Origin of the sequence: Caulobacter sp. FWC26, from assembly GCF_002742645.2 — a bacterium.
GTDB lineage: Bacteria > Pseudomonadota > Alphaproteobacteria > Caulobacterales > Caulobacteraceae > Caulobacter.
On record NZ_CP033875.1, the window covers coordinates 2737250 to 2750241 of the forward strand.

The window sequence follows — 12992 nt, forward strand, 5'->3', positions numbered from 1 at the left end:
CGAACCCAGGCCTCAAGGGCTGCTGCGACCAGGATCTCCCCGTAGAAATCCTTCCACACCAGGGTCTCTGGCCGCAGCGCCGCCTCCAGGCGCGCCTTGTCGATCAGACCCTCCGCGACGAGACGCCCGTCCAGAAGCATCGGCCTAAGGGTTGGCAGGCTGGCGGCGATGCTTTTGCCGAAGAAGACGGTGATGTCGCCCTTGGACCGTCGCTCGGCCACGAGGGCCGGTAATCGATCGGAGAACGCGCGCCTTGCCAGGCGCCGGTCGCCTTCGCCGGCGCTGAGGATTGGGGCGGGAATCGAGAGACAGAGCTCGACCATCGGCTGGCCGAGCAAGGGATGAGCCAGGCGCGTGACGGCCCCGCGCCGCGTCCTGGCGACCACGTTCAAGCTGTTGACCAACCCCGCCACCTGGACCCGCTTGGCCGGCGCCAGCCCTTGCAGGTCGTCAAGCCAGGGATGGGCGACGCCGCGTGCGGCGTGGACGACGAACCGCTCTCTGCTCGCCGCCCCCTCCGTTGGCCGCCGCCCCCAGAACGCTTGACGGGCGAGACTCCAGACGGACCGGCGCGTGCGCCGCGCGACATCGCCGAGCGCGCGCAGGCGGCCGTCTTCGGTGACCGCGCCCTGCAGGATGTCCGCCGCGATCTCGGCCGCGCCGAGCTGGTAGAACACCACGTCGCCGCCGTGGCCGGTGAAAAGCACCTGCGCCTTCAATCGCTCGGCTTCGGCGAGCAAAAGGCGATCGTACTCCGGGTCCAGGGCGTTCAGGCTCGGGCGCAGGCCCGTCGCGCCAAAGGCAAAGTCGTCTGACGCCAGGGCGAAGGGCGAGCGTTGAACCGTTGTCAGCGGCACGCCGATCGCGTCGGCGACGGCGCGCGCCCAGAGGCGCTCGTCGCCTTGCGCCTGATCGCGATAGAAGTTGATCGCGCCAGTGGGACGCCGACCGGCCCGGGCGAGCGCGGTGGCGACGATCGCCGAGTCCAGTCCGCCGGAGATTTCACAGAGCATCGTCTCGGCATCGCTGGCCTCAGCCGCGACGCTGACGTCCACCCAGCGCCTGAGCGCGTCAGCAGGATCGTCCGGCGGCCTGCGCTCGCGCACGATCCGGGCTGGCGACCAAAGGCGCAGGGATTCGCCCGCGCCGACACCATGCCGGCACTCTCCGGGGTCAACGCCCAGGACGCCGCTCAGCGGCGGGGCCGCGCCGGTCCGGCGAGGATCGTCCAGGAGATCGCCGACCCGGCGCCAATCGATCGCAAGCCCTAGCGGCGCGGCCAGGCCCCTGGGGGCTTCTGATCCAATCAAGGTGACGCCGTCCCGGCGCCAGATGAAGGCCTCGACCTGACCGGTAGGATCGCGCAGCACGACCGGCGGGTCGGGGCGTCGCGGGGCCAGCACCGCCACGTAGCCGCCCCAAGCGCTCTGGATGAGGCGCGAGACCGCCTCGATGGGATCCAGATCGACCAGGCCATCGAGCTGAGGTTGGCGCGCCTCCCCAGCCTCTCCCGCCGCTCGATCGAATACGCGCCCCAGCAAGACGCCACCGACGCCGTGCGCGCCGGCAAGCGGCAGGACCGGCAGCGGCGCGGCGCCCTTGACCAGCACCGCCAGGGCATAGGCCTTGACGACATGGCGCCATCCTTGCCGCGCGACCAGGTCTTCGAGCATGGCGTCGAAGGCGGCGGCGGTGGCGCCGGGCGTGCGGACCAGAACGATATAGCCCATGGCTCAGACCACCAGGATCGGGTGGTAGGCGGACAGGCGCTCGGCCTCGTCGTCCAAGACCGCGTCCTCGACCTGTAGCCAGCAATGAGCGTCGAAAGGCCAGACGCTGACGCCAAAGACCCAGGCTGCGTCGTGCCCGAGCGCGCGAAGATAGGCGCGCAGCATGTGGCTGCGAAAAAGGCAGGCGCCGTCGATCGGGAGCCACGGCGTCAGGCGTCGGTAGGCCGCCAGATCGTCGAGGAAGTCAGGCGAGAGCGCCTGGGCCTGGGCGGGCGGTCCGGCAATGAGCTGCGCGAACGGCCGGTACCGGCCGGCGCGCGCGACGAGGACCGCGTGCGCCAGGGCGCGCCATCGCCGCACGGTCGCACGCGCGTCGATCGTCTCGAGGTGCTCCAGGATCCGACGCGCCGTGCGCGCCACCGGCGCGACACAGGCCGGCTCTGTCGTCGGGAGCGTCCCGCGCTCGGCCAATCGCGCCTCAACCAGCGCTCGCGCCAGCGGTTCGGGCGCGCCGTGCACCTGGCCGTCCGGGTCGATAACCACGCCCCTGATCGCGGGCAGGCAGAAATAGGCGTCGGCTTCGGCGTCGAGCAACACCAGGTCGTCCTCGACGCTGACTCCGCGCACGTGTCGGGCCAGGCACAGCGACATGCTGCCTCCAGAGACTTTGGGAAAGACAGGGAGCCGGCGCCGCGCGGCGCCGGCGCGCCCGCTAGACAGGGTCGTAGTAGAGCGGCAGGCCTTCTTCCATGTGCATAGTGCCGCCGCCGGCTCGGGTCAGGGCCATGGCGCTGCCGAGGCGGATCAGTCGAGGCATGGAGGTCATTGGACCGTCTCCATGAGCGTATGCCGCGCAAAAGCGCGATGAGACGGCGCGCCGTCGGATTGTGACCGGCAGGCGCGCCGCACGGAAGACGGCGTCCGCGAGCGGGCGCCGTCCGCGCCGGGTTCAGAGCGGGTCGTACCGGATGAACTCGACGGACTCGGCCTTCAGGGTGCCGCCGCTGGCCTGGGTCAGCTGCTTGGCCGAGCCGAGGCGGATCAGTTGCAGGGAGTCACTCATCGCAGGTCTCCTTTCGTTCAGCCGCGGGTTGCGGCTTAATCAGGAGGCGACGCGGAGGTGGTATATTCAAACTATATCCGGGCTATATCTGCAGCCGCTCGAGGGTCGCCGAAAGAACCCGCGCCGCGCCCTGGATGCGCCGGCGGTAGAAGGCCCGGGCGAGCGCGCGCAAGCGGCCGGGGTCGGGATAGGCCTGCGCCAGTTCGGCCATGACCGCCTCGGTGTCGCCGATCACCAGGGCTTCGGCCGCAATAAACACCGACAGGGGCTCACGCGTGCGCCGCAAAGCAGCCAGCAGGGTGCGGTCTCCGGCCAGGGCCACGATCACATCGAAGACCTGGTTGGGATCCTCGCCGTCGATCAGCGGCCAGGACGCGCGCCTTACCGGCCCAACGCCACGAGCCGCACCGCCCCGGGCATCGGCCGACAAAGCGGCCAGGACGTGGGCCAGGTTCAAGCGATAGAGTTCGGCCAGGCTCGTGGCGTCATGCGAGCGGCCGACATAGCCGGTCCGGGTGCGGACGATCAGACCTTCGCCGGCCAACCATGCCAGAGCTTCTCGCACCGGGGTCTGGCTGACGCCAAGCGCCTTGGCGAGCAGATTGATGGCCAGGGCCCGGCCCTGCAGCCCCTCCCCCTCCCGAAGCTTCAGCCGAATGGCTTCCAACGCCCGCTCGAACGGATCGCGATCACGGCTCACGACATCCCCACCACAAAGCGGCAAGCGTGAACGTCCCGCTTCCTGGCTGTCGAGGCGCGAAGGGCGCGATGCGCCACCAGGCGGTCAAATGTGTTCGCTCAGAGACTCAACCGGTGGGTGGAAACCAGAAGACGACGGCTCTTCCCCCAGAATCGTGCGGATTGGTTCGCATGGTTTAGAGCAAACCCGTCGCCGATCCCGCGACGGGCGCCGGAATTCGCAAAAACCTGCCCACCTGCACGCAATTGCAACCTTCGGTCATTGATCCGGCTGCGGACGAGCGCCAGATTGCAATTCTGCCTTAGGTTGACCGCGTGTGGTTGCGGAGTGAGCATGTCCCAGCAGGATATCAGCTATGCCCGGCAGTCGGAGTTGCTGTCCACAATCCTCAAGAAGATCCGGGTCATACGAAGGCTCACCCAGGTCGAAGTCGCCGAGGCGATGGGCATCGCCGAGAAGACCTACGAGAACTTCGAGGCGGGTCGAGGACGCTTGCACTTCGACCGCATCAAGCGGTTCGCGGAGGTGACACGCAGCGACGCCTTGGCGATCGTCCACGGCGTCATGTTCGAGGATCCGGAAGTGGCCTACCGGGCGATGGACAACAAGTCGTCCATGATCCTTTGGCTGGCCCACCGGGAGTTCAGCGCCGAGGCCGGAGACGCCGGCGCCCTGCTCCCGGGGACCGCCATTTTCGAGGCCTTCCGGCAGGCATTCGCCCATCTAAAGGCCTTGTTGGCGCGGCGCCGCGACGGGGCCGAGCACTGGCTCGAACGAGAGATCGGCCGGCTCTACCGCAGCGGTGACGCTTCGGAAACTTGACCCAGGCCTAGGCGGGCGGCGGTTTGTCGACCGGCGTCTCGGCCCGGCGGAACCAGACCAGCGGCAGCACCCCATCCTCGGCGGCCATGATCCGGCCGCTCACCGGCTCGGGCCAGGTCGGGTCGTCGATCTTGACGCTGAGCACCGCGCCGCTGGCGTCATTGACCCGCCAGCCTGCCCCGCACTCGCGCTGCCCCGACCAGGCGATGAAGTCCGGGGCCTTGGCCGAGAACTTCTCGGCTGGGGTCAGGGTGATGAGCGCGTCGCTGGCGAAGGTGTCCAGCTTGCCGGTGAAGCCGTCGCCGTCGCGACGGAATTGGCCGATGGTCATCATGAGGTTCTCCTTTTTGCGCTGTCGTGGTCCCCGCCTGGACGATGCCGGCGCCCGACCGGCGGCGGCTCGAGAGACCAGCTGGGGGGAGTTGAGCTGGTCGGACGAGCCGCCGCCTCGCCGCGCTCCGGGGGGAACGAGAGCGCCGCGACGCGCGGGTGCGAAACGGACGCCTGGGCGGGCGGTTGGTGGCGTCCTCGCGAGACCCGCAAGACCCTTGTGTGCCAGCGCCCAAAGGCTCTCAAGGCGCCCAGGACGCCAGTCGTAGAAAGACAGGCCATGGCGTGGAAACGGCGGCTCCGCCCCACGCCGAGCCCCGCTGAAGGCCGGCTTGAAACATCCCCGGCGCGCCGCGCCCGCCCCGCCGGATCGGCGGGGCGGGCTGACCGCCTTAGTCCTCCTTGGGGCCGGTGCTACGCGACCAGACCAGGGTGTGGACCGTCTCGATGACCACCAGGGCGGCGTTGATCGCCGCGCCGAACGAGGGGTCGTCCAGCTTGACCGACAGGTACTCGTTGTTGTCCTTGCTCGTCTTCTTCCAGGCGGCCCCGAGATTGGCGGCGCCGGCGGTGATGCGGAAATCGGGGCTCTTGTCGCTGGGCTTGTCGGCGACCGGGCGGATCTGGACCTTCTTGAGGTTGATGGCCAGGGTGTGGATCTCGCCCGTGAACGAGCCGTCAGCGTTGGCGGTGAAGGCGCCGATGGTGGACATGGTGGTCTCTCCGATCTGAACCGGGCCGCGCCGATCGCGGCCTCGATGGCGATCGCTGGACCGGGGCTTAAAGTCCGCCCCGCAGAGCGCGCCCCGCCCGTCCAAGCCGTGCTTGCGGGCGCGCTCCCGGAGCCTTGCGGAGGACCGAAGGCGTTGAAGTTTCTTGTCTCGCGAGGAATGGGGCGCCTGCGCCCCAAGGGAAGAAAGTCCAAGGCCAAGGTTGCGGGGACGGACCGGTCCCCGGTCAGATCAGGCCAGAAGAGGACGCGGTCGACGCGCCCGGCTCAGATTTTCATGGAGAGACCGCCTGTTCATCTCGGCGCCGGAACGACAACCCTGGCGGCTGGTTCAGCGGCGAGATCCACACCCTGACCATCGGCCTCGAGAGTCCAGGTCCGCCCGGTTGCCGACAAGTCCGCGACATGAGCTCGGGCTTTCGCATCACCTGCGGGAATGCCGGGTTCGGGCCGCCGGACGATGACGAGTAAGGATGACAGCGAGCACCAGTTGGTCAGCCTGGACGTCCCTTGTTCGGCGCGGCGATCAACGCCGCCCTGGCGATCGTCGAGAAGGCGACCCCCTGGTCTGGTCGCGCAGCACTGGCCCCGAGGTGGACTAAGGCGGTCAACCCGCCCCGCTGATCCGGTGGGGCGGGCGCGGCGCGCCGGTCCTTCAGCCCGTCACTCGATCCCTGCCCTCGCGCGGTCCACTGGGCGCTGACGTCTTGATCCGAGGCTGACTGGCGAAGCGCGCGACGCAGGCTATAGGCAGGGACATGCCCGCTCCCGTCGTCATCGGCGTCATCATCGCCTGCACCGCGCCGACCGTTCACGACGGCGATACCCTGCGCTGCGGGAAGACGTATGTTCGGCTGTTCGGCGTCGACGCCCCGGAAGTGCGGCGCGGCAAGACGGCGGCGGAGCCCTTGGCCTACGAGGCTCGCGATTTGCTTTTCAGCCTGACCCGCGAGCGGGTCGGCTGTCGGGTTGTGGCGGCGGACCGCTACGGCCGGCAAGTGGCCAAGTGCTGGTCGAGCGCCAGTCCTGACCTCAACGCCGCGATGATCCGGTCGGGCCTGGCGACGGAGTGGCGCCGCTACAGCAAGGGCGCTTACGCCGCCGCGCAGGACGAGGCGCGCATCGCTAAACGTGGCAACTGGGCACCGGGGGCGACGGCGCGCCCGGCCCGCTGACCCCGCAGGCGCTAGACCTTGGCGTCCTCGCGGCTCTTGAGGTCTTCGAATGACTTGGGGTCTTCGCCCATCGCCACGGCCTCGGCGCGCGTCCACACCCTCGTCTCGCGGCCCTTGGCGACCTTGATCTGAATTCCGCGCGTACGAATGCCGCGTCCTAGCGTGGTGCAGCAGGTCGAAAGGTTGGCGCCGACCCAGTCATCCCGGTCGAAGGTGATCAGGCCGGGACGCTCGCCATCGTCGCCGGTCTTCTCGAAGGCGGCTTGCATCTCTTCGAGGATGCGGTCGATCTGATCCTGAGTCATCGAGCGGCGATAGGTCGATTCCGCGCGTCGCCGACCGTCGATCCAGACCATCAGCCCGATGGTCCACAGGAAAGCGGGCGACGCCAAACGAAAGCGGCCGATCCCAAAGGATCGGCCGCGCCGGTCTTGCCGAAAAGATGACGGGTGGCCGCAAGGCCGCCCGTCCCTCCCTACTCGGCCGCGTCCAGCAGAGCCGCGACCTCAGCCTCGTCCGCTGCGGTCTGTTCGGCCTCGCCGCCGCCCAAGACATCGTCCACGTCGGGCGCGACCTCCTCGGCCTCGTCTTGAGCGCCCGCCCCCTCGGGCGCCCCGGCCTCGGGGGTCGGGCCTTGATCGTCGTCCTCGGCGGACGCCTCGGCACGCGGACTGACGGTGCGCAGGACGGGCGGCAGCCATCCGGCTTCGACCAGCAGCGGCTCGGCCGCCTCGACCATCTGCGGCTTCTTCAAGCCCGACAGCCGCCCCGCCACCTCGGCCGACACACCATCGCCGACCGCCGCCATGATCTGGGCCTTGGTGACGCGGTCCAGGTAGCGCACGGCGGTCGGCCTCCAGTAGGCCCGCATGTCGAGATCAAGCGCCGTGGCCAGGGTCTCGACATGGGCCAGGATCGTTCGCTCACGACGCTCCCAGGTGCGCAGGCCATCGAGCGTCAGGCTCACGCAGTGGGCGAGCAGACAGGCGCGGCTGTCGGCGTCGAGCCCGACCACGAACGCCCAGATGTCCTCGGGGGCGCCGGGGACTTGGCGCGCCCAATGGCTGTGGCGTTCGGCGATGGAGAGCCCCGCCGGGCTTTCCTCGATGCCTTCGCCAAAGCCATTGAGGTTGCGCGACCCCCAACGGATGTCGAGGCAGGTCGCCGGAACGCCGAGGGCGAAGACCCGGCTGACCAGAGCGTGGACCAGGGCGAGTTGGGCAAGGTCCGGGTCCTGGGCCAGGGCGTCGCGAAGGGCCGCGGTGCGATGGGCGGTCAGTTCGGCGATCACGCGGTCGGGCAGCGGCGCGGCGGCGTCACCGTCGGGCTCGTCGATGTCGTCGTCTTCGCCGCCGTCGTCTGCGTCGCCGTCGCCGTCTTCTTCGTCCCTGTCGTCGTCTTCGCCGAGGAATGGGCCGTGATCATCGGCGCCGTCCTGCCCGTCATCGGCCTCGTCTTCCGGTTCGGGCGCGGGCTCGTCCTCGGGGCGGACAAAGCCCCGGTCGATCCGCACGTCGCCGTAGGGCAGCAACACCACCATAACACCGGCTCGCGCCTTCTCTTGCGCCGTGTGGCCGAAGTCGTCGCCCAGCGCCTCCAGTTCGGCTTCGATGGCCTCGAAGCGCGCGGCGACCTCGGGCGGCAGCGGGTCTGCCTCGGCCCACTGCTCGGTCAGGGCCGCCTCTTCAGCCTGCAATGCGTTCACGGCGGCGACCGCCTCGGGCGTGCGCTCAAGCGCGTGTTCCCAGATACGGGCCAGGCCGTGGCCGTGCGGGAATTCGAGGTGAGCGCTCGCCCACTTCCAGCCCTCACGGTCGCGGATGTCCTGGGCCAGAGCGGCGAGCTTTTCGCCGACCAGGCGGTCGAGCAGAACGACGTCCTCGACCCAGCCGTCGTTGTCCTCGGTAAAGAGGTCGCGCAGCACCGGGCCGCCCGCCGCGACATAGGCGTCCAGCCCTAAGAAGCGCACGCGGCGGTCGTCGGCCCCCACCTTCATCTCGGTCATGAGGCGACGGATGGCGTAGGGCTGGCGATTGCCCGGCGACAGCTGCTCATAGACCTGCATCTGCCGCACCGGATCGGGATTGACCGCGAAGGCGGTCACCTGATCGAGGGTCAGGACCCCTTCGCGATAGAGGTCGAGCAGCGCGGGCGACACCGCGCCGAGCCGCAGGTGCTTGCGCACGGTCTCGGGGCTTGGCCCGAACCGCGCGCTCAGCTCCTCGGCGCTGTAGCCCTTGCGCTCGGCGAGGTCCTTGTAGGCTTCGTACTGGTCAGCCGGGTGCATCGGTTCGCGGCTAAGGTTCTCGTCCATTGAGACCTCGGACGGGTCGTTGACCGTATCGACCACGCAGCGAACCGGCGCCCCCTTGGCCAACCGCTTGCGCTGGGCCAGCAGGCGTAGGGCTTGGCGACGCCCTTCGCCCGCGCTGACGAGGTAGTAGCCGGTTTCGCGCCCATCCTTGATCTCGGGTTCGACGACGAGCGGTTGCAGCACGCCCTTGTAGGTGATTGAGGCCGCGCGGGACTCGATCACCTGGGCGCTGTGACCGACGCGTCGGACGTTGCGAGGCGAGGCTTTCAGGCGGTTCAAGGGAATGTCCCGAACCTCGCCGTACTGGACGACGATCTGGCTGGGCTTGGCGGCCGAAGCGTCAGCGACGGTCGCGCGGGTTTCTTGGGGGGTCATGTCTGCCTCCTTGGGCAAGGGTTGCAGGCACGCGGAAGGCGCGCCTGAAACCCTGCCAAGCGGCGAGCGCGGGGGTGCAAACGGAGGGGCGTCTTCGCGGGGACCCGCCTGCAGGACGCGACCTGGCGATGGCTGATCCCTGTCGACACGGCCGAAGGTGGGCGGAAGACGATCCGAAGTGCGCTGGGGGCGGAGCCCCAAGCCACGGCCGCGGCAGCGGCCAAACAAGCCAAAACTCAGTCGGCCGATCTTATCGCGGATCCGGCCTTCGCAGAGATGGGCCCTCGATCGCGGCCAGGGCGGCTAGCCAGGCCGGCGTATCGGGTTCGGCCGTCACAGAGATGGACCCTCGTGGCCTTATCGTCGCAGCGCGCCCACCGCGCCTCGCGCTGTGACCCATAGGCCAAGAACACTCGTAGTGATCCGAGCAACCGAACATCGACCTTCCGCCGACAGGCCAAGCTTGCACCAGGCTGCGGGTCGAGCGACTTGGTATTGGCGGCCTGGCATTGGACCGTCATGGTGACCCAAACGGCCAGGACGCTTTTGATGCCCAGACCCAGCAAGATCGACGAGGAGAGGTGGCGCACCGCGCTTGCCCTGGTGATCGTCGAGACGGGCATGCGCAACTCTCGCCTAGAGGAGCTGCACGCGGGAATCTTCCCGACTTCGGCGGTCGGCGACTACAGCGACGTCAAGGTCGTCACGCCCTACGGCGAGATCCCCTGGTCGCGGCTTTCGCGGCTGTGCGACGAGGAAATGAAGTCGCTGATGATCGAGGTGGTCAATCGCGTCTACACGATCTTGATGAATCCCGAGCCCTTCAAGCGACTAATGGGGGCCGCGCGTTGGAACAAGCCCGAGCCCGATCCGGCCCTGATGGATGTCATCGCCCGCTGGGAGGCCAGGCAGCGTGGGATTTCGGACGAGGAGATCTGGGCGAAGTGGCCTCTGGACGAGTCCAAGCGCCCGCCGCCGATCCGCATGGAGCAACGAACGGCCGCCTATGAGGCCGAGCTCGACGAACCACGGGAGCACTGGTCGTTCGAGGCGACGCCAGGAAGCCTGCGGGCCCTGGCCGAGGCTCCGGTTGCCGACGCGGCCTGGATCGCCAAGGCCCGCGAGGCCCTGCGGCTGGGGGCCGAGGAATGGGAGCGCGATCGGATGACGATCCTAGACGAGGAAGACGCAGCCTATCTGCGCGACGAAACGTGACAACCCAGCAGCGAAGACGCAGGCTCGCGCCTTCGATTCCCACACGGAGCCTACAAGATGAACGTTTCGGATCTCGTCGACGCCGCCGTCGCGGCTGAACCCAAGCTCACCAAGGCCCAGGCGAAGGCCATCATCGATGGCGTGTTCAAGTCGCTCGCGGACGCGGCGGTGAAGGGCGAGGAAGTCTCGATTCCCGGCTTTGGCAAGTTCAAGGTCCAAGCCAAGCCCGCGCGCACGGGTCGCAACCCTTCGACCGGCGCGAGCATCGAGATCGCCGCCAGCAAGAAAGTTGCCTTCTCGCCGGCCAAGCAGCTGAAGGACGCGGTGAATTCCTAATCTTTCGGGCAAGGGGCCATCGACAAAATGGCCCCTTCGCTGGACAAACGCGTCGGTGGACGGCGGTCAGAACAAGCCAGCCGTGCGTCCGCCCCACGGTGCTGTCCCATCTCAACGACCTTAGCCGAAGCCCTGGCCCACGCCCGTAAGCTCTGCCGGACGCTGGCGAGCGCGCCCCTCCCCCAGGTTCGCGCCAAGGAGGTTTTCCAGACCTTGGTGCGTGCGCACGATTGGAGCCCGGCTTAGAAGAGAGATCATCGCCTTTGGGCGGTGGCTCGACAACCGTCCCGCGCCCGGCGCGATCAATGAGCGCTACGAGCGGATGCTGAACGCCCTCTAGGGTTCAGCGCCGGAGGCGGCCCAACCCAGCCGCCGTGACCAAAGGTCTTGTACGCCGCCACGATCAGGCCCGCCACGCCCGCCAGCGCCTGGAAGCGGAGCCCCAAGCCTTTCCAAGCTGGAGGCTCGCCGTGGGCGAGCCGTCGCTACGTCGGATCTACGCGGGTTGGTGTCAGACCGGCTAGTCGAAGAGCCCTCCCAGGAAGCCCCGACGCCGGCCGTGGCCACCACCGTGACCGCCGCCGTGCTTTCCGCCCCCGTGCTTTCCACCGTGGCCGCCGCGATCATGATCACCGCGATACTCCCCTTCCCAGGGGCCGCCGTACTCGGGCGCCTGCTGACGCGGCGTCGGCGCGGGCTGAGGCGGCGGGGCCGCTTCATAGGCCATGCTGCGCTCGATGATCTTGTCGAGTTCGCCCCGATCCAGCCACACACCACGGCATTTCGGGCAGTAGTCGATCTCGATGCCTTGCCGATCCGTCATGACCAGATCGACGCGGCAGACGGGGCACAGCAGACCGCCTTCATGGCGGGCGGCGGACATCGTATCGGTCATTCGCAAGCTCCTCGGAACGGCTGCCCTGTGACGATGGCGACGGATTTTGGAACCCGCCAGGACTGACGGCCACTTAAGAACTCGCACGAGGCCATATAGTGGCGCTCGGCACGCTGGTTCCTGTCAAAGTATGGCGGAAAGACCTGCCCCTGTTGGAGACGTCCGTACGCCATGAAGGTTGATCCGACCGCGCTGTGGGAGACTGCCAACCACGTCTTCAACCTGGCCCTGGCCTTCATCCTGGCCTTGCCGGTCGGTTGGGATCGCGAGCGCGAGGAGCGCAGCGCTGGCATCCGGACGTTCCCGCTGGTCGCCATCGCCGCCTGCGGCTTCGTGCTGGTCGGCATCGCGGTGCTCGGCCGCGGATCGCCCGGCCAGGCCCGGATCATGGAAGGCCTGATCACCGGCGTAGGATTCATCGGTGGCGGGGCGATCCTCAAGCAAGGCGCCCGCGCATCCGGAACCGCGACCGCCGCCAGCCTCTGGGCGACCGGGGCGATGGGAGCGGCGGTCGGCTACGGCCTCTACGACATCGCCGTCGTGCTGGCCCTGACCACCTACCTGACCCTGCGGTTTGCCCGCCCGCTTAAGCAAGCCGCCCGCGATGATAAGGCCGACAGTGAGGCGACCGCTGGCGAGGATCGCGGCGAATATAGCTAGGCACTGGACCGTCCAGCGTCCCCGAACCGTTCCGGCGCTGCGGCTACAGCCGCCGCGCCGGAAGGTCTCGCCTGATTCCTCCGTAGTCGCCCTGAGCCAGGCTGGCGTGAGTGGCAGGCGACAGCCGCCGATTGATCGGATAAAGGCGCCGTCGTGAGCCGCTCGACCGCCATCGCCAGATTCTTGGCCCGCGACGCCTTCCTGGTGCTCGCGACCTTGGCGATCGCCCTCCGGATCATGCTCCCGGCCGGCTACATGCCAGGCCAGGCCACCGGCGACAGGCTGCCGTTCGCTCTGGTGCTCTGCACCGGCAACGGCCCCATGACCATCCAGCCCGGTGAAGACCTGGGGGCGCGCCACGGCGAGGCGCCGGGCGAGCCGTCCGCTCACGACACCCCCTGCCCGTTCGCCGCCCAGGGCGCCGCGGTCGCGCCGCCGACCATCACCGCCGTCGGCCAGGCCAAGGCCGTAGCCTATGCCGAACGGCCCTTGGCCGCCGCGGCGAACCTGACGCCCGGCCGAGGTCTTGCGGCCCCACCGCCTCCGCCGACCGGTCCTCCCAGCGTCCTGATCTGATCTCCGGCGGCCTTGCGCCGCCATCCGAGCCCGCGCGTTCGCGTCGAACCGCGCGCGGCAGATCGATCACG

The 12992-nt window shown here is 68.7% G+C and carries 13 protein-coding genes and 1 pseudogene; 6 read left to right on the top strand and 8 right to left on the bottom strand.

Features of this window, described 5'->3' with window-relative positions; translation table 11 throughout:
* Positions 1–14: 14 nt before the first annotated feature.
* The 3 genes and pseudogenes from CSW63_RS14590 to CSW63_RS14600 all read right to left on the bottom strand — a co-directional run.
* Positions 15–1730: pseudogene (locus tag CSW63_RS14590) on the bottom strand (asparagine synthase-related protein); the annotation flags it as partial.
* A gap of 3 nt (positions 1731–1733) precedes the next feature.
* Positions 1734–2381, bottom strand: a complete 648-nt coding sequence (locus CSW63_RS14595) for a lasso peptide biosynthesis B2 protein (protein ID WP_062098567.1) — start codon at positions 2379–2381, stop codon at positions 1734–1736.
* Between the two features lie 494 nt (positions 2382–2875).
* On the bottom strand, positions 2876–3493 hold the full coding sequence (locus CSW63_RS14600) for a GntR family transcriptional regulator (protein ID WP_062098569.1): 618 nt from the start codon (positions 3491–3493) through the stop codon (positions 2876–2878).
* Between the two features lie 333 nt (positions 3494–3826).
* Here CSW63_RS14600 and CSW63_RS14605 point away from each other — a divergent pair, with 333 nt between their 5' ends.
* Complete coding sequence (locus CSW63_RS14605; protein ID WP_062098571.1) at positions 3827–4315, top strand: helix-turn-helix transcriptional regulator; 489 nt, start codon at positions 3827–3829, stop codon at positions 4313–4315.
* Between the two features lie 7 nt (positions 4316–4322).
* Here the strand turns inward: CSW63_RS14605 and CSW63_RS14610 are convergent, their stop codons facing one another.
* Entirely contained in the window at positions 4323–4649 is a 327-nt protein-coding gene (locus CSW63_RS14610; RefSeq protein ID WP_062098573.1) for a DUF736 family protein, read from the bottom strand.
* A 388-nt stretch (positions 4650–5037) separates the two neighbouring features.
* Positions 5038–5358, bottom strand: a complete 321-nt coding sequence (locus CSW63_RS14615; protein WP_062098575.1) for a DUF736 domain-containing protein — start codon at positions 5356–5358, stop codon at positions 5038–5040.
* A 775-nt stretch (positions 5359–6133) separates the two neighbouring features.
* Here CSW63_RS14615 and CSW63_RS14620 point away from each other — a divergent pair.
* A complete protein-coding gene (locus CSW63_RS14620; RefSeq protein ID WP_062098577.1) occupies positions 6134–6550 on the top strand; it encodes a thermonuclease family protein in 417 nt (138 codons plus the stop codon).
* Positions 6551–6561: 11 nt separating this feature from the next.
* Here the strand turns inward: CSW63_RS14620 and CSW63_RS14625 are convergent, their stop codons facing one another.
* Both CSW63_RS14625 and CSW63_RS14630 read right to left on the bottom strand, forming a co-directional pair.
* Positions 6562–6942 (bottom strand): hypothetical protein, encoded by a 381-nt coding sequence (locus CSW63_RS14625; protein WP_062098579.1) that lies wholly within the window; start codon positions 6940–6942, stop codon positions 6562–6564.
* A gap of 83 nt (positions 6943–7025) precedes the next feature.
* Positions 7026–9239, bottom strand: coding sequence for a ParB/RepB/Spo0J family partition protein (locus tag CSW63_RS14630; protein WP_062098581.1), 2214 nt, complete (start codon positions 9237–9239; stop codon positions 7026–7028).
* Positions 9240–9788: 549 nt separating this feature from the next.
* On the opposite strand from CSW63_RS14630, the gene CSW63_RS23565 reads away from it, so the two are divergent.
* Both CSW63_RS23565 and CSW63_RS14640 read left to right on the top strand, forming a co-directional pair.
* Positions 9789–10454 carry a hypothetical protein gene (locus CSW63_RS23565; protein WP_197425296.1) on the top strand — a complete coding sequence of 222 codons (666 nt, stop codon included), beginning with the start codon at positions 9789–9791 and terminating at the stop codon, positions 10452–10454.
* A 57-nt stretch (positions 10455–10511) separates the two neighbouring features.
* Complete coding sequence (locus CSW63_RS14640) at positions 10512–10790, top strand: HU family DNA-binding protein (RefSeq protein ID WP_062098584.1); 279 nt, start codon at positions 10512–10514, stop codon at positions 10788–10790.
* Between the two features lie 520 nt (positions 10791–11310).
* Here CSW63_RS14640 and CSW63_RS14645 read toward each other — a convergent pair.
* Positions 11311–11685 (bottom strand): zf-TFIIB domain-containing protein, encoded by a 375-nt coding sequence (locus CSW63_RS14645; RefSeq protein WP_062098586.1) that lies wholly within the window; start codon positions 11683–11685, stop codon positions 11311–11313.
* Between the two features lie 171 nt (positions 11686–11856).
* Between CSW63_RS14645 and CSW63_RS14650 the strand changes: the two genes are divergently transcribed.
* Together CSW63_RS14650 and CSW63_RS14655 are read left to right on the top strand one after the other, a co-directional pair.
* A complete protein-coding gene (locus CSW63_RS14650) occupies positions 11857–12345 on the top strand; it encodes an MgtC/SapB family protein (RefSeq protein WP_062098588.1) in 489 nt (162 codons plus the stop codon).
* A gap of 153 nt (positions 12346–12498) precedes the next feature.
* Complete coding sequence (locus CSW63_RS14655) at positions 12499–12921, top strand: hypothetical protein (RefSeq protein WP_062098590.1); 423 nt, start codon at positions 12499–12501, stop codon at positions 12919–12921.
* Positions 12922–12992 lie beyond the last annotated feature (71 nt).